Raw genomic sequence first — 23,979 nt, 5'->3', positions numbered from 1 at the left:
CAGCGGCGGCCTCGACAGCCGCCGTGGCCGCCCCGGTCGTCGGTGCCGCCGGCGGCGTCGAGCCCGACCGCTACGGTGCGGACCCGGTCGAGGCCCAGTTCCAGGACTATCCTGAGGTCGAGGGCGGTTCTGACGAAGACGCCTGGAGTCTCACCGGTCGGGAGTAGACATGACGGCATCGAACGCGTCGGCTGCTGCGCCGCGCATCTCGAACTGGAACCTCCCGAACGCGATCACCGTCGCGAGGATCGTGCTCGCGCCCGTGTTCATGTGGATGCTGCTGGCGGACGACGGATCCGACGGCGCACTGCGGTGGTGGGCGGCCCTGCTCTTCGTCGTCGCGATCGCGAGCGATGGCATCGACGGGCACATCGCCCGCAGTCGCAACCTCGTGACGGACCTCGGCAAGATCCTCGACCCGATCGCCGACAAGGTGCTGACGGGCGGAGCGCTCGTCGCGTTGTCGATCCTCGGCGAACTGCCGTGGTGGGTCACGATCGTCGTGCTCGTGCGCGAGATCGGCATCACCGTCCACCGCTTCATCGTGATCTCCGACCATGTCGTCGCCGCCGCGTGGATGGGGAAACTCAAGACTCTCGCACAGGCCGTCGCGATCTCACTCGCCCTCGCGCCGTTCTGGGTGCTCCTCGGTGACTGGGTGCTCTGGGTGAACGGGGTCTTCATGACCATCGCCGTGCTCCTGACCATCGCGAGCGGCATCGACTACGTCGTCACCGCCGTCCGGGGGTCGCGCGCCGACCGGCAGGTCAAGCGATGACGTCCGATGCCGTCGAGTCGGCCGATGCCGGTGCCGCCTCGGCGGTCCACGCCCTCATCAACGCCCGGTTGACGATCGGTGTCGCGGAGTCCCTGACCGGCGGGCTGCTGGCCGCGGCGCTCATCAGCGTTCCCGGTGCGTCCGCCACGGTTCGAGGCGGTGTGGTCGCCTACGACACCCGCCTGAAGCACTCGTTGCTCGGAGTCGACGCCGGCCTCCTCGCGCTCCATGGCGCCGTGCACCCGGAGGTGGCCCTCCAGATGGCCGACGGCGTGCGCCGTGCCCTGGCGATCGACGGGCTTCCGGCAGACGTCGGTATCGCGACGACCGGCGTCGCCGGGCCTGACCCGCAGGACGGCCAGGCCGTCGGGGCGGTCTTCGTCGGGATCGTGACGCGAGCGGGTGGACGGGTGGTGCCGCTCACCCTGGACGGAGGCCGTCAGGAGATCCGACACCGGACCGTCGAGCTGGCGTTGGAAGCCCTCGTGCGCGAACTCGACGCACTCGAGTGAACGCCGACTCCGATCGGCGGAATACCGTCCGTTTCCATCGCGTTACAGATGACGTATTCACAAGAAAAGCCCAGTGATCCTGGTTACTGTTCGGCATACGGTGGTTGTAATGTTGGCCATCCACGAACGAGACGGCGATCAGCTGGGACGACGTGAATCCGCGTTGCAGAAGCAGAGCGCTGTACGACACGAGGTCGTAGAGCACAGAGGGAGGGTCACGTGGTTCTAGTCCGTCAAGAGATCGGCGACGTGCTGAGGGACTTTCGGTTGCAGAAGGGTCGCACGCTGCGCCAGGTGGCGAGCAAGGCGAGCGTCGCACTCGGATACCTGAGCGAGGTCGAACGAGGCCAGAAGGAGGCATCGAGCGAGATCCTCGCATCGGTGGCCGACGCCCTCGACACCCCCATCTCCGTCATCATGCGAGAGGTCGGAGACCGCCTCGCGGTCATCGAGGGTCTCTCCCCGAACATCCCGGACACCGTTCCGGACGAACTGGTCAACGAGCTGGACGAACTCGTCTCCCGCTGATCGAGCGAGCACGGCAGCAGAACGCCCCGGGATCCCTCTCCCGGGGCGTTTCCGCGTCCGGACGGACGACGGAGGAAGGGACAGGAGCAGGAATGAAGCTGAGTGAGTTCAGGACGGCCGTCGCCGACGAGTTCGGCGCGGCCTACGGAGCGGTACTCACCGGTGACCTCGGACTCACCGAGTTCGGCTCGAAGACCGCCGAGGAGGCGTTGCGCGCCGGTGTCCCGCCCCGCGACGTCTGGATCGCGCTCTGCACCGCGACCGACGTGCCGGACGAGCGACGCCACGGCGTCGGACGACTGCAGCCGGGCGCGTAGCGCGTCCAGGGCCACGGGCGAAGCGGTCTTCGACACGCCGCCCGATCGGTATCGAACATCCGTTCTAGTGGTGCTAGTGTCCTCCACAGGATCATTCGTGAGTGCGTTCTGCACGGATCGGGCCGTCCGCCGGTGTATGTCGGTGGTGGCGCGTACCGTCGGAGACATCAGGAACGACCGACGCCTTGTCGCCCTCGGGCCCCGACCTTCAGCAGAAGCGGGTCCCGGAACACGCGGCGACAGCCTATAGGCACCCGACACCGAGCAGAGAGAAGCACACCATGCCAAGTCCAGCTGAACGCGAGAAGTCCCTCGAAACCGCACTCGCCCAGATCGACCGTCAGTTCGGCAAGGGCTCGGTGATGCGCCTCGGTAGCGACGAGCGCGCACCGGTCGAGGTCGTCTCCACCGGCTCGATCGCCCTCGACGTCGCACTCGGCATCGGAGGGCTCCCGCGTGGCCGCATCGTCGAGATCTACGGGCCTGAGTCCTCGGGTAAGACGACGCTCACGCTCCATGCCATCGCGAACGCCCAGCGTGCCGGGGGCATCGCCGCCTTCATCGACGCGGAGCACGCACTCGACCCCGAGTACGCCAAGAAGCTCGGCGTCGACATCGACTCGCTGCTCGTCTCCCAGCCCGACACTGGTGAGCAGGCGCTCGAGATCGCCGACATGCTCGTGCGCTCGGGTTCCATCGACCTCATCGTGATCGACTCCGTCGCGGCGCTCGTGCCCCGCGCCGAGATCGAGGGCGACATGGGTGACTCGCACGTCGGTCTGCAGGCCCGCCTCATGTCGCAGGCGCTGCGCAAGCTGACCGGTGGCCTGAACCAGACGAACACGACGATGATCTTCATCAACCAGCTGCGCGAGAAGATCGGTGTGATGTTCGGCAGCCCCGAGACGACCGCCGGTGGTAAGGCCCTGAAGTTCTACGCCTCGGTCCGACTCGACATCCGTCGCATCGAGACGCTGAAGGACGGCACGGAGGCCGTGGGTAACCGCACGCGCGTGAAGGTCGTCAAGAACAAGATGGCTCCGCCCTTCCGGCAGGCCGAGTTCGACATCCTGTACGGCGTGGGCATCTCCCGCGAAGGGTCGTTGATCGACTTCGGTGTCGAGCACGCCATCGTCAAGAAGGCCGGCGCCTGGTACACCTACGAGGGCGATCAGCTCGGTCAGGGCAAGGAGAACGCCCGGAACTTCCTGCTGAAGAACCCGGACATCGCCGCTGAGATCGAGCGCCGGATCCTCGGCAAGCTCGGTGTCGGTGCCGAGGGTGCCGCCACCAAGAAGGCCGCGGATGCCGCCGCAGCCGAGGTCGCTGCTGCCGAGGCCGCGGCGCTCGAGGCGGCGACCGGTGGAGCCCCGCAGCTCGCAGCCGCCGGCGCACCGAAGTCCGCCGCGAAGCGCAGCGCGTAACGCGCGCCCCGAACAGCGAGGTCACCATGGTCGTCTCCTTCCCTCCCGCCGGTCCGGCCGACGAGTCGTCGGAGCACGTGGCCCCCGTGACCTCGCTGTTCGGTCGCCGTCCGGCGCCCGATGCCGCTGCCGAGCCCAGCGGCTGGTTCGTCGGGCAGACCGACGACGCACCGGTCGTGGCCGCGCCCGTCGTGCGTCCCGTCGCTCCGTTGCGGCGGACGTCCACCGAACGCACCGAGACGGAGACCACCCCGCCGCGCGACGTGTCGAGCGATCTCCCCGCGGCGACGAACCCGACGACACCACCCGAGCCCGCACCGCGGACCCTCGCCTGGACCGCGGTCGTCGAGGCGCCGGAGGACGACGACGCAGACGACCGCGCCGAAGCCGATGAGGTCGAGGCTCCGGTCGATCCGGAGGTCCGGCTGGCCGAACTCGATCTGCTCGCGGTGCGACGACTCGCCCGCCGCGGGTGTTCCGAGTGGGAGATCGCGGAACTCCTCCGTGGCCACGACGCCGCACCCGACGAGGTCGAGCACGTCCTCGCCGAGCTCCGCCGACGCGGCTATCTCGACGACGCCGAACTCGCGCGTCAACTCGTCGAGAGCCTGCACACCCGCAAGGGGCAGTCCCGTGCGGTGATCGGCCGCGAACTCTCCTCGCGACGCATCGACGCCTCGATCGTCTCCGAGGCCCTCGAAGCCATCGACGACGACGACGAGCTCCGACGAGCGCTGGTCGTCGCCGAGAAGCGCGCCGGTCAACTGCGCTCCCTCGATCAGGCGACGGCCGAGCGACGTCTGTCGGCCTATCTCGCGAGACGCGGATACGGCTCGGCGATCATCCGTGAGGCGTGCTCGCGTGCCCTGTCGGGGTCGAAGCGTTCCGGCGTGAGTTTCCGCTGACCGGAGGCATCTCAGGCCGCGCGTAGACTGCCGGTATGAGCAGCATCGTCGAGACGCCCACGGTCATCAGCGCCTCACCCGCCGCGATCGACGAGTCAGGTCGGCAGCGGAGCTATGAGGTCCGCACCTACGGGTGCCAGATGAACGTGCACGATTCCGAGCGGCTCAGCGGGTCACTCGAGGCCGCCGGTTACATCAAGGCGGACGGCGAGCAGGCGGACATCGTGGTCATCAACACCTGCGCGGTCCGCGAGAACGCCGACAACAAGTTGTACGGCAACCTCGGCCACCTGGCATCGATCAAGAAGCAGCGCAGCGGCATGCAGATCGCCGTCGGCGGTTGTCTGGCGCAGAAGGACAAAGAGGTCATCCTCCGGAAGGCCCCGTGGGTGGACGTCGTCTTCGGGACGCACAACATGGGTTCACTGCCGTCGCTGCTGGAGCGGGCTCGGCACAACGACGAGGCCCAGCTGGAGATCCTGGAGTCGCTCGACACCTTCCCCTCCACCCTCCCGACCAAACGCGATTCCAGCTACAGCGGTTGGGTCTCGATCTCCGTCGGATGCAACAACACGTGCACCTTCTGCATCGTGCCGTCGCTCCGTGGCAAGGAGAAGGACCGTCGCCCGGGCGAGATCCTCGGTGAGCTGCGCGCGCTCGTCGAGGACGGCGCGATCGAGGTGACGCTGCTCGGGCAGAACGTGAACTCCTACGGTGTCGAGTTCGGGGATCGTCAGGCGTTCGGCAAGCTCCTGCGGGCGGCCGGCACGATCGAGGGCTTGGAGCGCGTCCGGTTCACGAGCCCGCACCCGGCCGCCTTCACCGACGACGTGATCGATGCGATGGCCGAGACGCCGAACGTGATGCCGCAACTGCACATGCCGCTGCAATCGGGGTCCGACCGCATCCTCAAGGCGATGCGTCGCTCCTACCGGTCCGAGCGCTTCCTCGGGATCCTCGACCGGGTCCGTGCCAGGATCCCGCACGCGGCCATCTCGACCGACATCATCGTCGGGTTCCCCGGTGAGACGGAGGAGGACTTCCAGGAGACCCTCCGCGTGGTCGAGGCCGCACGGTTCGCCAGCGCCTTCACCTTCCAGTACTCGATCCGTGCCGGTACACCGGCGGCCACCATGCCCGATCAGGTCCCGAAGGCCGTCGTGCAGGAGCGGTACGAGCGCCTCATCGCGTTGCAGGACCGCATCAGTCTCGAGGAGAACCAGCGCCAGGTGGGCCGGCAGGTCGAGTTGCTCGTCGCGGTCGGCGAGGGGCGCAAGAACGACGCCACGCATCGACTGAGCGGGCGGGCCGAGGACTCCCGGCTCGTCCATTTCGAGGTGCCGGCGGGCTCCGAGGTGCCGCGACCGGGCGACGTCGTGACCGTGACCATCACCGAGGCGGCGTCGTTCCACCTCATCGCCGACGCACCCGGCGGTGAGCCACTGCGGGTACGTCGGACGCGTGCCGGAGACGCCTGGGATCGAGCTCAGGCCGACTCCTGCGGTGTGCCGACGACGGCCGCCGCGGCGGAGCCAGGCCGAGTCTCACTCGGCTTGCCGGGGATGCGCATCGGGGCGCCGACCGTCGGCGTGACCACGTCTCCCATCTACGACCCGAGCGACGGCGAACGTCGGTGACCGGCTTCCTCGCGGTCGTCGGAGCGACCGGGACGGGGAAGTCCGCACTGTCGCTCGAGCTGGCGACCGCTCTCCGCGAGGCGGGGCGTCCAGCCGAGATCGTCAACGCCGATGCCATGCAGTTCTATCGCGGCATGGACATCGGGACCGCGAAGCTGCCCATGGAGGAGCGGCGCGGGATCCCGCACCACCTCTTCGACGTCCTGGACGTCACGGAGGAGGCGTCCGTCGCCTGGTACCAGCCGACGGCTCGCGCAGTGATCGACGAGCTCACCGCGCGTGGGGTGACGCCGATCCTCGTCGGCGGTTCCGGGCTGTACGTCTCGAGCGTCATCCATGACTTCCGGTTCCCCCCGAGAGACCGCGCCCTGCGCGAGCGCCTGGAACGGGAACTCGAGGAGGAGGGGCTCCCGGCGCTCATCGAGCGGCTCCGCCTGGCCGATCCCGCGACCGCCGACCGCATCGATGCGGCGAACGCCCGCCGGGTCGTGCGCGCACTCGAAGTCCACGAGTTGGCCGAGCGCGGCCACGGTGCAGCGCTTCCGGAACGCCCCGTCCACTGGCGGCCGGTCGAGGTCGTCGGGGTCTCGACGCCGCGAGAGGTCCTCGTCGAGCGCCTCGACCGGCGCGTCGAGATGATGTGGGACGCAGGACTCGTCGCGGAGACCGCCGAGCTGCTCGAGCACGGCCTCGAGCAGGGCGTCACCGCCGGCCGTGCGATCGGGTACGCCCAAGCGGTGGCGCAACTGCGGTCGGAGCTCACCGAAGCGGAGGCGATCGCCGAGACCCAGCGTCTGACGAGGCGGTACGCGCGCCGTCAGGTCAGCTGGTTCAAGCGCTATCCGGCGATCACCTGGGTGGAGGGCGGCAGCGCCGAGGCGAGTGAGCTGGCCCGCCGAGTGCGCCCGTAGACTGGTCGGATGGCGTCGACACTCTCCTTCACGAAGGGCCACGGCACGGGCAACGACTTCGTGCTCTTCTCCGATCCTGACGGCCAGGAGGCCCTCGATCCGGGCCAGATCGCGGCGCTCTGCGACCGGCACTTCGGGATCGGGGCCGACGGCGTCATCCGCGCCGTCCGGTCCGCGAACCTCGATGCCGGGGCGGCCGTGCTCGCTGAAGACCCTGCCGCGGAGTGGTTCATGGACTACCACAACGCCGACGGTTCGGTCGCGGAGATGTGCGGCAACGGCATCAGGGTGTTCCTGCACTACCTGCTCGAGAGCGGGCTCGTGGAGCTGGCCCCCGGCGAACAGCTCGCCATCGGCACCCGCGCCGGCGTCCGGATGGTCGGCTACGACCCGCTCGGCTACGCCGTCGACCTCGGCCGCTGGAGCCTCGACGAGCGGGAGACGCTCGTCCGGGTGAAGGGGCTGCCCGTGGCCCGCCCGGGGATCGGGATCGACGTCGGCAACCCGCACATCGTCGTCGCGGTCGCCGACGCCGCCGAACTCGACGGAGCGGAACTGGAGTACGTCCCACAGCTCGACCCCGTACCGCCGCACGGTGCCAACGTCGAGCTGGTCGTCCCGGGTGAGCCGCTCATCGCCGACGGCGTGGCCCGGATCCGCATGCGCGTCCACGAGCGCGGGAGCGGCGAGACCCTGAGCTGTGGCACCGGGACGGCTGCCGCGGCCCTCGCATTCCGCCACTGGGCGGGCGCGGCGGCTCCGAACGACTGGCGCGTCGAGGTACCGGGCGGAGTGCTCGGGGTGCGCATGGTTCCCGGCGCAGACGGCGAGCACGTGGTGCTGGCCGGTCCGGCGACGCTCGTCTACTCCGGGACGATCACCCTGGCCTGAGCCGGTCAGGCCGAACGGAGCTCCCGGCGCCGGGCGTGCAGGACGCGGAAGCCCTTGGCCATGGCCGCACGTCCGACGTGGAACGACGTCGGCAGCTGCTCCTGCAACCACTTCTGCAGTGAGTCCGAGCCGAGGTTCTTCTGCACGACGAGCCAGGCGTCACCCTCGTCCTCGAGCCGCGGCAGCCAGTGCATGAGCATGCGGTGCAGTTCGTCCTTGCCGACGCGGATCGGCGGGTTCGACCAGATGGTCGCGAAGCGGACCGTGTCGGGAACGTCGTCGGGGAGGACGGCTCGGATGTTGACGAGTCCGAGGCGTTCCGCGTTGATCCGGGTCAGGTCGAGCGCCCGTTCGTTGACGTCGACCGCCCAGACGGTCGCGCCCGGCGACGCGAGCCCGAGCGACAGGGCGATCGGGCCCCAGCCGCAGCCGATGTCGAGGAGGTCGCCCGTCGGCGGGGGAGGAGGGGTGTTCGCGAGCAGCACCTGGGTGCCCTGATCGAGGTGGCCCGGGCTGAAGACGCCACCCGCCGAGACGAGCGAACGGTCGACGCCGCCGAGGCGTGCGGTGATCGGTTTGAGCTGCAACTCGCTCGCGGGTTCGGCGGTGAAGTAGTGCTCGTTCGACATACAGGAACGGTACCGGACCAGGAGGAAGTAGGGTTAACGCGATGCCTAGACCACCGATGGACGCACCCCAGGACCACGCAGACGACACCGATGTCGATGTCGAGGCGGTGGTGGACGACGCCTCGGTCACCGATCCCGACGACGTCGTCGCGCGCGTGCTCACGAGCGCCGCGTCCCGATCGAGCGGGTACACCCTGTTCGGCAGCGGTGCCGCGGCCCTGCAGACCGGTGATGCCTCGGGCGGCAGCTCCGACGACGGCGAGCAGTACGACCGCGAGGACCGACAGGCCCTCCGTCGCGTCGCCGGGCTCTCGACCGAGCTCGAGGACGTCACCGAGGTCGAGTACCGGCAGCTCCGGCTGGAGAACGTCGTCATCATCGGCGTCTACCCGCAGGGTGCGCTCCACGACGCGGAGAACTCCCTGCGCGAACTCGCAGCGCTCGCGGAGACAGCCGGAGCGGTCGTGCTCGACGGGCTCCTGCAGCGCAAACCGCACCCCGACCCGAGCACGTATCTCGGTCGAGGCAAGGCCCAGGAACTGAAGTCCATCGTCCAGGCGCTCGGCGCCGACACGGTGATCGCCGACACGGAACTCGCACCCAGCCAGCGTCGCGCCCTCGAGGACGCGGTCGGCGTGAAGGTGATCGACCGCACGGCGGTCATCCTCGACATCTTCAGCCAGCACGCGAAGAGCCGGGAGGGCAAGGCACAGGTCGAGCTCGCCCAACTCGAGTACCTCCTGCCCCGCCTCCGCGGCTGGGGCGAGTCCATGAGCCGTCAGGCCGGTGGCCAGGTCGGTGGTGCCGGTGCCGGTATGGGGTCGAGGGGCCCCGGTGAGACGAAGATCGAACTCGACCGACGCCGCATCCACACCCGGATGGCGAAACTGCGCAAGTCGATCACGGCGATGAAGCCGGCGCGCGAGGCCAAGCGGGCCAACCGTCGCCGTAACACGGTGCCGTCGGTCGCGATCGCGGGGTACACGAACGCCGGCAAGTCGAGCCTGCTGAACCGCATCACGAAGGCCGGCGTCCTGGTCGAGAACTCGCTCTTCGCGACGCTCGACGCGACGGTCCGCCGCAACGTGACCTCCGACGGACGCGAGTACACCCTGGCCGACACGGTCGGCTTCGTGCGCAACCTGCCGCACCAGCTGGTCGAGGCCTTCCGCTCGACGCTCGAGGAGGTCGCCGACAGCGACGTCATCGTGCACGTCGTCGATGCCGCCCACCCCGATCCTGCCGGCCAGATCGCCACCGTGCGCGATGTCATCGGTGAGGTCGGAGCTCGGCACATCCCCGAGCTGGTCGTGTTCAACAAGGCCGACCTCGTGGACGACGGCCAGCTGCTCGTGCTCCGCGGTCTCGTCCCGGACGCCGTCTTCGTGTCGGCCCGGACCGGGCTCGGGATCGACGAGCTCATGGAGCGCATCGAGACGCTGATCCCGTCGCCGAGCAACGAGGTCCACGTCATCGTGCCCTTCGACCGCGGAGACCTGGTCACGCTGCTGCACGAACGCGGCAAGGTGCTGTCGACGGACTACGACGAGCGTGGCACGATCGTGCACGCCCTGGTCGGTGCGGAACTCGCCGCCGCCCTCGCGCCGTTCGCCGAGGTCGTCCCGGCACCCGCCGTGGCCGGCTGACCCGACCCCTCACGCGCAGCGCGCGCGGACGGCGTCCTTGAGCGCCTCCGCCGTGTCGGCGTCGAGCGGCAGGGTCATGACGGCCTCCGGGCCGTCGTCGATCCGCACGACGAGTGGGAAGAGCGTTCCCACCTTGTCCTCGGCCAGGGCGTGCGGGTCGCACCGGGTCGGTACGATCCGCAGTTCGATGGACTGCGGACCGCTTGCGGCGTCGACGGTCAAGCTGAGCGGCCAGTCCTGGGGTGGGTCACCGCCGCCGTCCGTCGGCGCCGGTCGCAACAGGACCGTCGACCGCAGCGCGACGAGCTCCAGCCGACCCGGAGCGCCGGTCGGCACGGCCGTGATCGTCAGGACGGCGACCGTCGTGGCTCCGGCACCCTCGAGGCGGATCCCGGGAGCGGCGGCCACCTCGGCGATGCGCTGCACCGCCACCACCGTGCACGTCGAGGCACGGATCCGCTGCAGCGCGTCCGTCGGATCGGACAGGTCGGATGCGGTGAGGACGGCGCCGTCGTCGAGTTGGAGCTGGAGATCGACCTGCACGTCCCCGTCGCGTGCGTCGCAGTCGATCGGTGGCAGCTCGACGGCGAGATCCGTGGTCTGTCCAGCGCGGATCGTCGAGGATCGGTCCCGGACGGTCGGCGCGGTGAACGCCGACCCCGCCAGCTCGAGTCCGACGATCGTGATGTCGTGGTCGCCGCCGTTGCCGACCCGGACGATCGCGGCGTCGCTCGCGTACTGGTCCCGGTTCTGACGGAACTCGACGACGAGGTCCTCCGCTGAGGCTGCACGTGTCGCCGTCGGCGCGGACGAACCGGCGGCCGTGCACCCGGACAGGGCGATCACCACCGCCACGCAGGACGCGATGACGCGCGAACCGAGTACTCGGCGCTCGGCGCCCCGGTGCCTGGTGCCCTCGGTCATGGCATCAGCGTAGGACCGGAGCGCCGCCGGGGGAATGTGTCGCAGGATGACGCTGTCGGACAGATGTCCGTCGCGCGGATCGTCGGGCGTTGCTATCGTCGTGCGCATCGTAACCGCCCTCACCGGCGGAATCGGAGCGACAGCCGAGCCCGGCACCCGCCCACGACACACCAGCGGAACCGCTGCGTGCTGCGTGGTCGCCGGCTCTCGATCCGCTGCCACCGAGACGAGACCCCATGACCATGACGGAGCCCGCCTGTCCCGGGCGTACCCCCTTCTCCTTCGAGCTGTACCCGCCCAAGACGCTCGACGGCGGCGTCGCGCTCGCACGGACGGTCGAGCACCTGGCCGCCGCCGGCCCGGAGTTCATCTCGGTCACCTTCGGCGCCGGCGGTTCCTCGCGAACGGCGAGCCTGGACGTGCTGCGGAGCATCCGGACGTCGACCTCGGTGGACCCGATGGCCCATCTCACCTGCGTCGGTTCGACGCACGCGCAGGCCAGCCGACTCATCAAGGACTTCCTCGATGCCGGGGTGCACAGTTTCCTCGCGCTCCGCGGCGACCCGCCTGCCGGAGCCGTCGAGGGGGACGCCTTCCTCGGTGATCTGGGGAGTGCCGCGGAACTCGTGCAGCTCATCGGCCGGGTCTGTGCCGAGCACGAGCCCTACGCCGAGGGGTCGCTGGTCGGCCTCCCGGGCGCGGTGCAGCTCGGGCGACGCCATCGGCCGCGGATCGCGGTCGCCGCGTTCCCCAACGGACACCCGCGCTCGCGGTCGACGACGCAGGACCTCGACACCCTGTTGGCCAAGCAGGCGGCTGGGGCGACGCTCGCCATCACCCAGCTCTTCTTCCACGCCGACGACTACCTCGCCTTCGCCGAACGCGCGAGACGTCACGGCGTCACCATGCCCATCCTGCCGGGCGTGATGCCCATCACGAGTCCGGCGCGGTTGCGTCGAGTGCTCGAGCTCAGCGGCGAGGCGCTCCCGAGCGACCTGGCCATCGCGCTCGAAGTCGAGCCGGACGAAGCGGGACGGATCGACATCGGCACCGACTACTCCGCGAGGCTCATCCGCGACGTCGTCGCGGGCGGCGCGCCGGGCGTCCACCTCTACGCCTTCAACCAGCATCGGACGGTGCTCGACGTGTTGCACCGTGCCGGCATCCCCGTGCAAGGCGGCCGACCGGTCCGTCATCCCATCCCCGATCCACTCACCAGCAAGGACGCACGATGAACCCCACTTCCGCATTCCCCGTCGGCACCATCCTCGGCTACCCGCGCATCGGGCCGAACCGGGAGTTGAAGCGCGCCGTCGAGTCCTTCTGGGCCGGCCGGATCGACGCCGAGGCGCTCGAGCGGACGGCCTCCGAGCTGCGCGCCGCCACGCGTGCCCGCCTCGCGGGGCTCGGCCTCGACCCGACGAACGCCGCGATCCCCGAGAGCTTCTCGTTCTACGACCAGGTCCTGGACGCAGCGCTCACCGTCGGCGCCGTCCCGGAGCGCTTCTCGTCGCTCGTCGGGGCCGACGGTCGGGTCGACCTCGTCGGGGCGTTCACGATCGCTCGTGGCGCCGGCGACCTCGCCCCGCTCGAGATGACGAAGTGGTTCGACTCGAACTACCACTACCTCGTCCCGGAGATCGGCGAGTCGACGCCGTTCGCGCTCTCCGACGACCGAGTGGTCGAGCAGTTCCGCGAGGGCCTCGCCGAGGGGTACGTGACGCGGCCGGTCATCGTGGGCCCCGTGACGTTCCTGCTGCTGTCCAAGGCGGCCGAGGGGGCCTCAGCGGGATTCGCCCCGATCGACCGACTGGAGGCGTTGCTGCCCGTCTACGCGGAACTCCTCCAGCGCCTCGCCGCTGCCGGCGCGCCCTGGGTGCAGCTCGACGAACCCGCACTGGTGTCGGAGACGTTCGACGTGCCGAGGTCGACGGTCCTCGCGGCGCTCGAACGATCGACGGCCGTCCTGTCCGCCGTGTCGGACCGCCCGGCGATCTTCGTCGCGGCTCCGTACGGCGCCTTGGGCGACGCCCTCCCGGTGCTCGCCGAGTCGGGGGTCGAGGCGGTCGGTGTCGACCTCGTCCGAGGAGGCCTGCCGGACTCGTCTCCCGGACTCGACACGAAGACCGTCGTCGCGGGAGTGATCGACGGCCACAACGTGTGGCGCGGCGACCTCGTGGCCGCGGCCGACCTGCTCGCGAGCGCGGCGGAGCGCTTCCCACAGCTCGCGGTGTCCACCTCGACGTCCCTCCTGCACGTCCCGCACGACGTGTCGGTGGAGACGAAGCTCGACCCCCGTCTCCGGAGCTGGCTCGCCTTCGCCGACCAGAAGGTGGATCAGATCGCGGTCCTCGCACGCGGTCTCACCCAAGGGCGCGCGGCCATCGCGGCCGAGCTCACCGCAGCGTCGGCCGCGCTCGACGATCGGCTCGCCGCGCCCGGGGTCGTCGATGCCGCCATCCGCGCACGGACGGCAGCGCTCGCACCAGCGGACTTCACCCGAGACGACTACCAGGAGCGCGCCACGGCGCAGGAGCAGGCGCTCGGCCTGCCGTTCCTCCCGACGACGACGATCGGTTCCTTCCCGCAGACCGGCGACATCCGTCGCGCCCGCGCGCAGCGGGTCGCCGGGACGCTCGACGAGGAGGCCTACGTCGAGACGATGCGCGCGGAGATCGGGCGCGTCGTGGCGCTGCAGGAGGACCTCGGCATCGACGTCGTCGTCCACGGTGAGCCCGAGCGCAACGACATGGTCCAGTACTTCGCCGAGCACCTCGACGGGTTCGCCGTGACGGAGCACGGGTGGGTGCAGTCCTACGGTTCGCGATGCACCCGTCCGTCGATCCTGTGGGGTGACGTCTCGCGGCCGGCGCCGATCACGGTCGAGTGGTCGGCCTACACGCAGTCGTTGACCACCAAGCCGGTGAAGGGCATGCTCACGGGCCCGGTGACGATCCTCGCCTGGTCGTTCGTGCGCGACGACCAACCGCTCGCCGAGACGGCGAACCAGGTCGCCCTCGCCCTGCGTGACGAGATCGCCGACCTGGAGCGGGCCGGCATCCGCATCATCCAGGTCGACGAACCCGCACTCCGCGAACTACTCCCGCTCCGGCGGGCCGACCAGGGGCGGTACCTCGACTGGTCGGTGGGCTCCTTCCGGCTGGCGACCGCGGGCGTGCGCGCCGAGACGCAGATCCACACCCACCTCTGCTACTCCGAGTTCGGTGTGGTGATCGACGCGATCCGGCGCCTGGACGCCGACGTGACGAGCATCGAGGCGGCCCGGTCTCGGATGGAGGTCGTGTCCGACATCCGGGCGAGTGGTTTCGACCACGGCATCGGCCCGGGCGTCTACGACATCCACTCGCCTCGGGTGCCGAGCGTCGCGGAGGTGACCGCGTTGCTCGAGATCGCGCTGGAGGGGATCCCGCAGCGCCAGGTCTGGGTGAACCCGGACTGCGGACTCAAGACGCGAGGGTACGAGGAGACGGTCGCCTCCCTCGCCAACATCGTCGAGGCCACGCGTGTGGTCCGCGCACGGGTCGGTGCGACCGGCTGACGTCGTCGGTCCGGCACGGACGAGGGCCGGGACGATCCACGGATCGTCCCGGCCCTCGTCCGTGCCGCGGAGTGGTCCGGTCGGTCAGACCGTCCGGAGCACGGCGACGACCTTGCCGAGGACCTCGGCGTGGTCGCCGAGGATCGGTTCGAAGGCCGAGTTCCGGGGGAGCAGCCAGGTGTGGCCGTCGCGCTGGCGGAACACCTTCACGGTCGCCTCCTCGTCGAGCATGGCCGCGACGATCTCGCCGTTCTCGGCGGTCTTCTGCTCGCGGATGACGACCCAGTCGCCATCGCAGATCGCGGCGTCGACCATCGAGTCGCCGACGACCTTCAGCATGAACAGACTGCCCTTGCCGACCAGCTGACGCGGCAGGGGGAAGATCTCCTCGACCTGCTGCTCGGCCGTGATCGGGATGCCGGCGGCGATGCGACCGACGAGCGGGACCATGGCTGCGTCGCCGACCGGGGGAGCGGAGTCGGGATCGCTCCCCTCGACGGCGCTCGGCAGGTCGATGAGCACCTCGATGGCGCGGGGACGGTTGGGATCGCGTCGGAGGTATCCGCTGAGTTCGAGCTGTCCGAGTTGGTGCGTGACACTCGACAGGGAGGCGAGCCCGACGGCGTCGCCGATCTCGCGCATGCTCGGCGGATATCCGCGCTGTGAGACCGAACGCTGGATGACGTCGAGGATCGCCAGCTGCTTGTCGCTCAGGCTCTTCCGTCGCCGGGTGCCGCCGATCTGGCGCTCCCGGGCTCCGTCGCCCGCCGTGTTCGCTGCCATCTTCGCTCCTGCCCTGATCGGCTGTCGGTGACCGATGTCGGTGGGTGGTGGTGTACTGCTTCCAACACTCGAAACTGTATCCGCACCAGCTCGTCCAGACAAACATCTGTTCGAGCGTGTCGCCGATCCCGCGCGTCTCAGGTACGAAGACAGGGTTGAGTATTCGAACAATCGAAGATATATTCGGAACACAGGTTCGTATCCGGCACTCCTGGTCGAGTGTCGGGTACGAGTCCTCATCACATGATGAGCACACTCTTGGAGGGTTGACATGAGCGCAGCACTGATCGGGTCCCACCGGGCGCTTCCCGCACGGACGGCGCAGGCACCGGCGTCAGACGCACCGTCCACACGCCGACTCCGCCTGACGAAGCGCGGCCGCGTCGTCTTCACCACGCTCGCCGCCATCCCGCTGGTCATCGGCGTCGCGGTCGTCGGACTCTCCGCAGGCGGTGCCGCGGCCAACACAGCGGCGGCGGGAGCCACGTTCACGTACATCACGGTCGACCCGGGCGAGTCGCTCTGGCAGCTGGCCGAGTCCATCGCGCCCGACGCCGACCCGCGCGACGTCATCGCCGAGATCATGAACCTCAACCAGCTCAGCACCGCCGGTGTAGAGCCCGGGCAGCGCCTGGCGATCCCGCAGCGGTACGCGGCCGAGTAGGCCGACAATCGGCGGGTCACTCCGCGCTGGTTCTCAGCTATCGTCGATGGCGCGGTGCAACGACGCCCGCAGCATCGTCGGAGGCAAGCATGAGTACAGACGATCGGAGCCGCTCGCTGCTCCGGAAGAAGCCGATCGCGGAGATCGAGGATGAGACCTCCGGTTCGAAGCTGTTCAAGAGCCTCGGGCTCTGGCAACTCACGGCCATCGGGGTCGGTGGCATCATCGGGGTGGGGATCTTCTCCCTCGCCGGACTCGTCGCTCATGGGAGCGAGGCCTCGCCCGCTGTCGGGCCGGCCGTCCTCTTCTCGTTCCTGATCGCGGGTCTCGCCTCCGCGGCCGCGGCGTTGTCGTACGCGGAGTTCGCCGGCATGATCCCGAGAGCCGGGTCCGCCTACACCTACGGGTATGTGGCGCTCGGCGAGATCATCGGCTGGTTCATCGGCTGGGACCTGTTGCTCGAGTACATCGCGATCGTCGCGGTGGTCGCGATCGGGATCTCCGGCTACTTCGACGCCTTCCTGTCCGGCATCGGGATCCACATGCCGGCCTGGATGACCTCGACCGCCGACGAGGGGAAGGGCGGCCTCGTCAATCTCCCCGCCATCTTCGTCTGTCTCCTCGTGACCTTCATCTTGAGTCGCGGGACGAAGGCCTTCGGTCGATTCGAGCTCATCGCGGTCGGCATCAAGGTCCTGCTCATCCTGTTCATCATCGGCCTCGGGGTCTTCTACATCAACGGGGAGAACTACGATCCGTTCCTCCCCAGCGGTTTCGGGCCGGTGTTCGCCGGTGCCGCGACGGTCTTCTTCGCGGTCTTCGGATACGACGCGATGAGCACGGCGGCCGAGGAGGCGAAGGACGGCAAGAAGCACATGCCGAAGGCGATCATCCTCTCCCTCATCGTCGCCATGCTCCTGTACGTCGCGGCCACCCTCGTCCTGACCGGTATGCAGAACTACACCGACATCGACCCCACCGCCGGGTTCGCATCGGCGTTCCAGAGTGTCGGCCTGCCCGTGGTGGCGACGATCATCTCCGTGTTCGCCGTCCTGTCGATCCTCACCGTGATGCTGACGTTCCTGTTGGGCGTCACCCGTGTCTGGTTCTCGATGAGTCGTGACGGTCTCCTTCCGCGGTGGTTCTCGCGCACGGACCGGCGAGGCGTGCCGCAGCGGGTGACCTGGATCGCCGGCGGCGCGGCAGCCGTCTTCGCCGGGGTGTTCCCGATCAAGCAGGTCGCCGACCTCACGAACATCGGCATCCTGGCCGCCTTCATCGTGGTCTGCGTGTCGGTGATCGTGTTCCGGTACACGAAGCCGGACGAGCCCCGCTCCTTCCGGTTGCCGTTGATGCCGTTCGTCCCGGCGTTCGGCGTCCTGGCGTCCGGCTTCCTGATCCTGCAGTTGCACTGGGAGACCTGGCTGCGGTTCGGGGTCTGGCTCGTGATCGGTCTCATCGTGTACTTCGCCTACGGGCGACGCCACTCGCTGTTGAACCCGGCGAGCCCCCGGCACGAGGTCCTTCGTCGGGAGCGTCAGGCGGAGTGAGCGCGCCGGTCGGAGTGGCTAGCATTGTGGAGTGACCGCTCTCGACGACCTCCCCATCCGCGACGACCTCCGAGGACAGCGCCCGTACGGCGCTCCCCAGGCCCTGGTGCCGGTGGCGCTCAACGTCAACGAGAACACGCACCCGATCCCTGAAGCGGTCGCGCACGACATCGTCGCCTCGCTCGCGTCGGCGGTCCTCACGGTGAACCGATACCCCGATCGCGAGTTCACGGAACTCCGCGAGGCCCTGGCGGGATACTTGGGTCACGGGGTGTCCCCGGAGCAGATCTGGGCGGGGAACGGGTCGAACGAGGTGCTGCAGCACATCCTGCAGGCCTTCGGTGGTCCCGGGCGATCGCTCCTCGGGTTCACGCCGACGTACTCGATGTATCCGCTCCTGGCCGCCGGCGTCGGCACCAGGTGGATCCCCGCGACGCGCGACGCCGAGTTCGAGCTCTCGCCCGAGACCGCCGCGCGTCAGGTGGCCGAGGCGGATCCCGACCTCGTGTTCCTCTGCTCGCCCAACAACCCCACCGGAACACCGTTGTCGCTCGAGACCGTCACCGCGGTCTACGAGGCCTCGCGGGGCATGGTGATCGTCGACGAAGCGTATGCGGAGTTCGCTCCTGACGACGAGGCGAGCGCGCTCACGCTGTTGGAGGGGCGTCCGCGCCTGATCGTCTCCAGGACGATGAGCAAGGCATTCGCCTTCGCCGGGGTCCGTCTCGGGTACCTCGCCGCCGACCCCGCGGTCGTCGACGCGCTGAGACTCGTCCGGCTCCCGTACCACCTGAGCGCCCTGACGCAGGCGGCCGCGACCGCCGCACTCCGACACGCCGACGAGATGCTGGCGATGGTCGACGACATCCGGACCCAGCGCGATCGCCTCGTCGTCGAGCTCGGGCGTCTCGGCTACGACCCGAAGCGGAGCGGATCCAACTTCGTCCTGTTCGGCGGCGTCGCCGATCCGCACGCGGCGTTCGAGGCGCTCTTGGCGCGGGGGATCCTCATCCGTGACGTGGGTATCCCAAACCACCTGCGGGTGACCGCAGGCACCGAAGCGGAGACGACCGCGTTCCTCGAGGCCTTGGCGGCGATCAGCCCCGCCTGACCAGCCCTCGGCCGGGCGGAGGTGGGCGCCTGCTCACGGCAGGCGGGTCAGGGCCGCCTCGGCGGCGACCCAGGGGAGCATGGCGCACTTCACGCGGGCGATGTAGCGCGAGACGCCGCTGAACGCCGCGGCGTCTCCGAACCGTTCCTCGTCGAACTCGAGCGTGCCCCGCGAGCGGATGACCGTCCGGAACTCGTCGACCAGGGCCTGGAGCTCGGCCGGTGTGAGGCCTGCCGCGAGGTCGCTCAAGCAGGAGCTCGACGCCTGCGAGATCGAGCAGCCGTGCCCCTCCCAGGCGATCGGTGCGAGACGACCGTCGGGCCCGGGGTGGAGCTGCAGGGTGACCTCGTCGCCGCAGGTGGGGTTGAGCTGGTGCGACTCGGCGGCGGGCGCGTCCCGCAACCCGAAGCCGTGGCGCTGGCGGGCGTGGTCGAGGATGAGCTCCTGGTAGAGGCTCTCCAGGCCGCTCATCGGGACACCCCGAAGAACGGACCGACGAGGGTGGCGGCCTCGAGGAAGGCGTCGATCTCGGCCTCCGTCGTGTAGAGGTAGCTGCTCGCGCGGGTGGACGCGGTGAGGCCCAACCGGCGGTGGAGTGGTTGCGCGCAGTGGTGACCGACGCGCACCGCGATGCCGCGATCGTCGAAGAACTGACCGACGTCGTGGGCGTGCACGCCGGCGAGGTCGAAGCTCGCCAGCCCGGCGCGAGGAGTTCCGGGCGGCGGGCCGATGAGCGTGACGCCGGGGATGGCGGCGAGTCCGGCCGCGAGTCGCTGTCCGTAGGCCGCCTCGGTGGCGTGGACACGGTCCATGCCGACCGCTTGCAGGAACCGGACGGCGCTCGCGAGGGCGATCGCCTGCGACACCGGCTGGGTCCCGGCCTCGAACCGTTGCGGGGCGGGCAGGAACTCCGCGCCGTCGAGTGTGACGGTCGTGATCATCGACCCGCCGGTGAGGAAGGGGGGAAGGGCATCGAGCAGCCGGCGGCGACCCCACAGGGCCCCGATGCCGTTCGGACCGAGCATCTTGTGGCCGGAGAACACGAGGAAGTCGACCCCGAGGGACGGGACGTCGACGGGCAGGTGCGGGACGGACTGGCAGGCGTCGAGCACGGTCAGCGCGCCGACGCGTTCGGCGAGGGCGACGAGCTCAGAGACCGGCGCGATCGCCCCGGTGACGTTGGACACGTGTGCGAACGCGATGATGCGCGTGCGTTCGCCGATGACGTCGCCTGCGGCGTCGAGACGCAGCACGCCGTGGTCGTCGACCGGCAGGTGACGGAGGGTCGCACCGGTGCGTGCGGCGAGTTGCTGCCAGGGGATGAGGTTCGCGTGGTGTTCGAGTTCCGTGACGACGATCTCGTCGCCTGGGCCGAGGCGGAATTGCTCGGCGGCGGCACCACCGAGGCCGGCGCTCGCATTCCCGATGGCCCCGGCGATGAGGTTGAGGGCTGCGGTCGCGCCGGAGGTCCAGACGAGTTCCCGCTCGTCGGCACCGATGAACGCGGCGACGGTCGCGCGCGCGTCCTCGAAGAGCTCCGTCGCTTCGGCGGCCAGGAGGTGGGCGCCACGGTGGACGGCGGCGTTCTGGTGCGTCGCGTAGTCACGCTCCGCGTCGATGACCTCGATCGGGCGTTGCGAGGTGGCTCCGGAGTCCAGATAGACGAGCGGGTGTCCGTTCATCTCCCGGGCGAGGATCGGGAACCGTTCACGGAGAGCGGCGATCTCCGTCGCGTCGAGTGGGACGGCCGGGGCGATGCTGGGTGTGGAAGTCATGACCTCTCAACGATAGGCGTCGCCACGCCCTGGTGCAGCCGCATGACGCGACGATGCCCACCCGTCGACACACGGCGTGCAGCGCCGGTGCGCTCGATACACTGGATCCCATGACCACCCAGCAGCGCACGGCCCGGATCCAGCGCGCGACGAGCGAGTCCAGCATCGAGCTGGAATTGAACCTCGACGGCACCGGCACGAGCAGCATCGAGACCTCCGTCCCGTTCTACAACCACCTGCTCACGGCCTTCGCGAAGCACTCGCTGACCGACCTGACCGTCCGTGCGACGGGCGATGTCGACATCGACGTCCACCACACGGTCGAGGACGTCGGTATCGTCCTGGGCCAGGCGATCCGTCAGGCGCTCGGCGACAAAGCAGGCATCTCTCGGTACGGCGACGCGCTGGTCCCGCTCGACGAGGCGCTCGTGCAGGCCGTGGTCGACATCTCCGGTCGTCCGTACCTCGTGCACGGCGGGGAACCGGCCGGATTCGAGTTCCACCTCATCGGCGGGCACTTCACGGGTTCGATGGTGCGTCACGTCTTCGAGGCGATCACCTTCAACGCGGGCCTCACCGTGCACGTGAACGTCCTCGGCGGTCGCGATCCGCACCACATCGCCGAAGCGGAGTTCAAGGCGTTCGCGCGGGCCTTCCGGCAGGCGAAGGCGTTCGACCCGCTGGTCCAGGGCATCCCGTCGACGAAGGGCGCGCTGTGAGTGCACGCCCGTCGGTGGTCGTCCTCGACTACGGCTCCGGCAACGTGCACTCCGCCGTCAAGGCCCTCGAGCTCGCCGGCGCCGACGTCGTGCTGACGGGCGACCGCCAGGCCGCCCAGGCCGCCGACGGTCTCGTCGTGCCAGGGGTCGGTGCCTTCGATGCGGTGATCGGCGCCCTCCGTTCTTCCCACGGCGACGAGGTCATCGACCGTCGTCTCGCGGGAGGCCGTCCCGTCCTCGGCATCTGCGTGGGGATGCAGGTCATGTTCGAGCGTGGTTTGGAGCGCGGTTCCGAGGCCGAGGGCCTGGGGGAGTGGCCCGGCGCGGTCACAGAACTCGAGGCGCCCGTCCTGCCGCACATGGGCTGGAACACGGTGTCGCCGGACGCGGGGTCCGTGCTCTTCGACGGCCTCGCCGACGAGCGCTTCTACTTCGTCCACTCCTATGCCGCACAGCAGTGGACCCTCGAGGTCATGCCGCCGTTCCCCGAGCCGCGCCTCACCTGGGCGACCCACGGCGTGCCGTTCCTCGCGGCCGTCGAGAACGGTCCGCTGTCGGCGACGCAGTTCCACCCGGAGAAGTCGGGCGACGCCGGTATCCGTCTGCTGTCCAACTGGCTCGGCACCCTGTAGCCGACTAGGATCAGGTGCTTGTGCCACGAGGCATGCTGTGCGCCGGGAACCGAGGGGCTCGCAGCTCCCGAAGAGACGGTGGATCATGAACGAGTTCAACACGACGGCCGGACTGACGCTGCTCCCCGCGATCGACATCGTGGACGGCAAGGCCGTCCGGTTGACGCGCGGCGAGGCCGGTTCGGAGACGAACTACGGCGAGCCCGTCGACGCGGCCCTGGACTGGGCTCGTCAGGGGGCGGAGTGGATCCACCTCGTCGACCTCGACGCCGCGTTCGGTCGTGGCGACAACCGGTCGATCATCCGCAAGGTCATCTCGAAGGCGCGCGGCGTCAACATCGAACTGTCGGGCGGCATCCGCGACGACGCCTCCCTCGAGCAGGCGCTCGAGACGGGCGTCGCACGCGTGAACCTCGGGACCGCAGCGCTCGAGAACCCCGAGTGGGCCGCGAGCGTCATCGCCCAGTACGGCGAGGCGATCGCGGTCGGCCTCGACGTCCGTGGCACGACGCTCGCCGCTCGCGGGTGGACGCAGGACGCCGGCGACCTGTGGACCGTCCTCGACCGTCTCGAGGAGGCGGGCTGCGCACGCTACGTCGTGACGGACGTCACGAAGGACGGCACGATGCAGGGGCCGAACATCGAACTGCTCCGACAGGTGCTCGAGCGCACGGAGCGGCCGGTGGTGGCCTCCGGCGGCATCTCGAGCCTCGACGATCTGGTCGCGCTGCGCGAGCTGGTCCCCCTCGGGCTCGAAGGGGCCATCATCGGGAAGGCGCTCTACAACGGCGCATTCACCCTGGCCGAGGCGCTGGATGTCTCGGGCCGCTGACGAATCCTCCGAGCCCGACCGGCAGGGTCCGTCGGGCGGGCATGCCCACCATGCGATGGGTGGTGCCGATTCGGCCGGCCAGCCCTGGGCCGGTCGGAGCTTCCAGCCGAACGCGAGTTCCGGTGACGACGGCAGTGCGCCCGAGCGGCTGATCGAGTCCCTCCGACGCTTCCGGGCCGGCGAGGTCGGCGAGGCCGAGGTCGTCGACGCGTTCCGGGACTCCCGCCTGCTCATCCCGCTCGTGGCCCACCTCGGTGAGGCCGGCGAGAACGAGCACGGCCAACTGGTCGACAAGTCGCAGGAGCTGTCCATCGTGACCGTGACGGGTCCGGACGGCCGCACCGTGCTCCCGGTGTTCAGCTCGGTGCAGGCGATGTCCGCCTGGAACCGGACGGCGAGGCCGATCCCGGCCGACGGCGTCCGGGTCGCCCTGGCGGCCGCGAGTGAGCAGACGGACGTGGTGGTCCTCGATCCGACGTCGAGCACCGAGTTCGCCGTACGCCGCCCCGCGCTGTGGGCGATCGCGCAGTCGCAGCCGTGGACGCCCAGCTTCGCGGACCCGCTGGTGCGCGGCGCGTTCGAGCGATCGATCGAGCAGGAGCTCGCGGTCGTGAGTGTGCGTCTGCGAGCCGGAGATCCGGAGGCGAAGCTCGCCGGATCCGAGCTCGTGGTCGAGCTCGGCCTGCTGCAGGGACTGACCCAGCAGGAGCTCGACGCGGTGCTCGCGCGGCTCGCTCAGCGCTGGGCCGCGGACGAGGTCATCGCGACGCGCGTCGACTCGCTCGCGGTGTCGCTCCGCCCCGCCGACTGATCGGCGAGGCGGAGCACCGCCCTGCGATCAGGTGACCGGGCCGGTCCACTTCTCGCCGGGACCCTTGCCGATGGGATCCTGGATGGTGGACGCCTCCCGGAAGGCGAGCTGCAGGGACCGCAGGCCGTCGCGCAGCGAGCGGGCGTGCATGTCGCTGATCTCCGGGGCACCTGCGGTGATGAGCCCGGCGAGGGCGTTGATGAGCTTGCGGGCTTCGTCGAGGTCCGTCTGGGCGTCGGGGGCATCCGCGAGGCCGCACTTGACCGCTGCAGCGCTCATGAGGTGCACGGCGGCGGTGGTGATGACCTCGACGGCGGGGACGTCGGCGATGTCCCGGGTGGCCTGATCGGCCCCTCCCGACTCGTCGTCGTGGTCGTACGGGCTGGTGGTGTTGTTCACGTGGATCCTCTGTTAGACTCGTGCGGTGCTCCGAGACATGTC

The 23,979-nt window shown here is 69.7% G+C and carries 25 protein-coding genes; 19 read left to right on the top strand and 6 right to left on the bottom strand.

The genetic code is table 11. The features are described 5' to 3' along the window. Nucleotides 1-169 precede the first annotated feature (169 nt). The 9 genes from pgsA (at nt 170) to dapF (ending at nt 7,903) form a co-directional block, all read left to right on the top strand. Entirely contained in the window at nt 170-778 is a 609-nt protein-coding gene (gene pgsA / locus IFT89_RS10445) for a CDP-diacylglycerol--glycerol-3-phosphate 3-phosphatidyltransferase (RefSeq protein WP_137243233.1), read from the top strand. After that, complete coding sequence (locus IFT89_RS10440; RefSeq protein ID WP_202938884.1) at nt 775-1,290, top strand: CinA family protein; 516 nt, start codon at nt 775-777, stop codon at nt 1,288-1,290. The genes pgsA and IFT89_RS10440 overlap by 4 nt, the downstream gene beginning before the upstream one ends. Before the next feature lie 219 nt (nt 1,291-1,509). Then, nucleotides 1,510-1,818 (top strand): helix-turn-helix domain-containing protein, encoded by a 309-nt coding sequence (locus IFT89_RS10435; protein ID WP_056012120.1) that lies wholly within the window; start codon nt 1,510-1,512, stop codon nt 1,816-1,818. Nucleotides 1,819-1,910: 92 nt separating this feature from the next. Continuing rightward, nucleotides 1,911-2,135, top strand: coding sequence for a DUF3046 domain-containing protein (locus tag IFT89_RS10430; protein WP_079707086.1), 225 nt, complete (start codon nt 1,911-1,913; stop codon nt 2,133-2,135). Between the two features lie 281 nt (nt 2,136-2,416). After that, entirely contained in the window at nt 2,417-3,559 is a 1,143-nt protein-coding gene (gene recA, locus IFT89_RS10425) for a recombinase RecA (RefSeq protein ID WP_079707085.1), read from the top strand. Nucleotides 3,560-3,585: 26 nt separating this feature from the next. Then, nucleotides 3,586-4,464 (top strand): regulatory protein RecX, encoded by an 879-nt coding sequence (locus tag IFT89_RS10420; protein WP_192018598.1) that lies wholly within the window; start codon nt 3,586-3,588, stop codon nt 4,462-4,464. A gap of 35 nt (nt 4,465-4,499) precedes the next feature. Further along, a complete protein-coding gene (gene miaB / locus IFT89_RS10415; RefSeq protein ID WP_202938883.1) occupies nt 4,500-6,101 on the top strand; it encodes a tRNA (N6-isopentenyl adenosine(37)-C2)-methylthiotransferase MiaB in 1,602 nt (533 codons plus the stop codon). After that, nucleotides 6,098-7,012, top strand: a complete 915-nt coding sequence (gene miaA, locus IFT89_RS10410; protein ID WP_192018599.1) for a tRNA (adenosine(37)-N6)-dimethylallyltransferase MiaA — start codon at nt 6,098-6,100, stop codon at nt 7,010-7,012. The genes miaB and miaA overlap by 4 nt, the downstream gene beginning before the upstream one ends. A gap of 9 nt (nt 7,013-7,021) precedes the next feature. Next, on the top strand, nt 7,022-7,903 hold the full coding sequence (gene dapF / locus IFT89_RS10405) for a diaminopimelate epimerase (RefSeq protein WP_202938882.1): 882 nt from the start codon (nt 7,022-7,024) through the stop codon (nt 7,901-7,903). A 5-nt stretch (nt 7,904-7,908) separates the two neighbouring features. Here dapF and IFT89_RS10400 read toward each other — a convergent pair whose 3' ends face one another. Beyond that, nucleotides 7,909-8,532, bottom strand: coding sequence for a class I SAM-dependent methyltransferase (locus IFT89_RS10400; RefSeq protein WP_202938881.1), 624 nt, complete (start codon nt 8,530-8,532; stop codon nt 7,909-7,911). A gap of 41 nt (nt 8,533-8,573) precedes the next feature. On the opposite strand from IFT89_RS10400, the gene hflX reads away from it, so the two are divergent. Then, entirely contained in the window at nt 8,574-10,178 is a 1,605-nt protein-coding gene (gene hflX, locus IFT89_RS10395) for a GTPase HflX (protein ID WP_228498742.1), read from the top strand. A gap of 9 nt (nt 10,179-10,187) precedes the next feature. On the opposite strand, the gene IFT89_RS10390 is transcribed toward hflX, so the two are convergent. Continuing rightward, nucleotides 10,188-11,102, bottom strand: coding sequence for a hypothetical protein (locus tag IFT89_RS10390; protein ID WP_202938880.1), 915 nt, complete (start codon nt 11,100-11,102; stop codon nt 10,188-10,190). A 236-nt stretch (nt 11,103-11,338) separates the two neighbouring features. Here IFT89_RS10390 and IFT89_RS10385 point away from each other — a divergent pair, with 236 nt between their 5' ends. Both IFT89_RS10385 and metE read left to right on the top strand, forming a co-directional pair. Beyond that, nucleotides 11,339-12,337: a methylenetetrahydrofolate reductase gene (locus IFT89_RS10385; RefSeq protein WP_244650682.1), complete on the top strand. Its 999-nt coding sequence runs from the start codon at nt 11,339-11,341 to the stop codon at nt 12,335-12,337. Then, complete coding sequence (metE, locus tag IFT89_RS10380) at nt 12,334-14,661, top strand: 5-methyltetrahydropteroyltriglutamate--homocysteine S-methyltransferase (protein WP_202938879.1); 2,328 nt, start codon at nt 12,334-12,336, stop codon at nt 14,659-14,661. Before IFT89_RS10385 ends, metE begins: the two co-directional genes overlap by 4 nt. An 84-nt stretch (nt 14,662-14,745) precedes the next feature. Here the strand turns inward: metE and lexA are convergent, their stop codons facing one another. Then, nucleotides 14,746-15,444, bottom strand: a complete 699-nt coding sequence (gene lexA, locus IFT89_RS10375; protein WP_071262299.1) for a transcriptional repressor LexA — start codon at nt 15,442-15,444, stop codon at nt 14,746-14,748. 271 nt (nt 15,445-15,715) lie between these two features. Here lexA and IFT89_RS10370 point away from each other — a divergent pair, with 271 nt between their 5' ends. The 3 genes from IFT89_RS10370 (at nt 15,716) to IFT89_RS10360 (ending at nt 18,769) form a co-directional block, all read left to right on the top strand. After that, nucleotides 15,716-16,108, top strand: a complete 393-nt coding sequence (locus tag IFT89_RS10370) for a LysM peptidoglycan-binding domain-containing protein (protein ID WP_137243224.1) — start codon at nt 15,716-15,718, stop codon at nt 16,106-16,108. Nucleotides 16,109-16,197: 89 nt separating this feature from the next. Further along, nucleotides 16,198-17,658, top strand: coding sequence for an amino acid permease (locus IFT89_RS10365; RefSeq protein ID WP_137243223.1), 1,461 nt, complete (start codon nt 16,198-16,200; stop codon nt 17,656-17,658). A 31-nt stretch (nt 17,659-17,689) separates the two neighbouring features. Continuing rightward, a complete protein-coding gene (locus IFT89_RS10360) occupies nt 17,690-18,769 on the top strand; it encodes a histidinol-phosphate transaminase (protein WP_137243222.1) in 1,080 nt (359 codons plus the stop codon). A gap of 33 nt (nt 18,770-18,802) precedes the next feature. On the opposite strand, the gene sufU is transcribed toward IFT89_RS10360, so the two are convergent. Both sufU and IFT89_RS10350 read right to left on the bottom strand, forming a co-directional pair. After that, nucleotides 18,803-19,240: a Fe-S cluster assembly sulfur transfer protein SufU gene (sufU, locus tag IFT89_RS10355; RefSeq protein WP_137243221.1), complete on the bottom strand. Its 438-nt coding sequence runs from the start codon at nt 19,238-19,240 to the stop codon at nt 18,803-18,805. Then, the gene (locus tag IFT89_RS10350; protein WP_202938878.1) at nt 19,237-20,544 is read right to left on the bottom strand and encodes a SufS family cysteine desulfurase; all 1,308 of its coding nucleotides are present in this window, start codon (nt 20,542-20,544) and stop codon (nt 19,237-19,239) included. The genes sufU and IFT89_RS10350 overlap by 4 nt, the downstream gene beginning before the upstream one ends. A gap of 110 nt (nt 20,545-20,654) precedes the next feature. Here IFT89_RS10350 and hisB point away from each other — a divergent pair, with 110 nt between their 5' ends. From hisB to IFT89_RS10330, 4 genes are all read left to right on the top strand, one after another. Beyond that, nucleotides 20,655-21,263 (top strand): imidazoleglycerol-phosphate dehydratase HisB, encoded by a 609-nt coding sequence (gene hisB / locus IFT89_RS10345; protein ID WP_079707070.1) that lies wholly within the window; start codon nt 20,655-20,657, stop codon nt 21,261-21,263. After that, complete coding sequence (gene hisH, locus IFT89_RS10340) at nt 21,260-21,895, top strand: imidazole glycerol phosphate synthase subunit HisH (protein ID WP_137243219.1); 636 nt, start codon at nt 21,260-21,262, stop codon at nt 21,893-21,895. The genes hisB and hisH overlap by 4 nt, the downstream gene beginning before the upstream one ends. A gap of 85 nt (nt 21,896-21,980) precedes the next feature. Further along, nucleotides 21,981-22,727 carry a bifunctional 1-(5-phosphoribosyl)-5-((5-phosphoribosylamino)methylideneamino)imidazole-4-carboxamide isomerase/phosphoribosylanthranilate isomerase PriA gene (gene priA, locus IFT89_RS10335; protein WP_079707068.1) on the top strand — a complete coding sequence of 249 codons (747 nt, stop codon included), beginning with the start codon at nt 21,981-21,983 and terminating at the stop codon, nt 22,725-22,727. Further along, nucleotides 22,711-23,538, top strand: a complete 828-nt coding sequence (locus tag IFT89_RS10330; RefSeq protein WP_202938877.1) for an SseB family protein — start codon at nt 22,711-22,713, stop codon at nt 23,536-23,538. The genes priA and IFT89_RS10330 overlap by 17 nt, the downstream gene beginning before the upstream one ends. Nucleotides 23,539-23,565: 27 nt before the next feature. Here the strand turns inward: IFT89_RS10330 and IFT89_RS10325 are convergent, their stop codons facing one another. Continuing rightward, nucleotides 23,566-23,937 (bottom strand): DUF1844 domain-containing protein, encoded by a 372-nt coding sequence (locus tag IFT89_RS10325; RefSeq protein ID WP_056012072.1) that lies wholly within the window; start codon nt 23,935-23,937, stop codon nt 23,566-23,568. Nucleotides 23,938-23,979: the final 42 nt, after the last annotated feature.

Origin of the sequence: Plantibacter sp. CFBP 13570 (genome assembly GCF_014841395.1) — a bacterium.
GTDB classification, from domain to species: domain Bacteria; phylum Actinomycetota; class Actinomycetes; order Actinomycetales; family Microbacteriaceae; genus Plantibacter; species Plantibacter auratus.
Note: the sequence above shows the minus strand (reverse complement) of the source record. Positions and strands in the feature narration are given on the sequence as shown.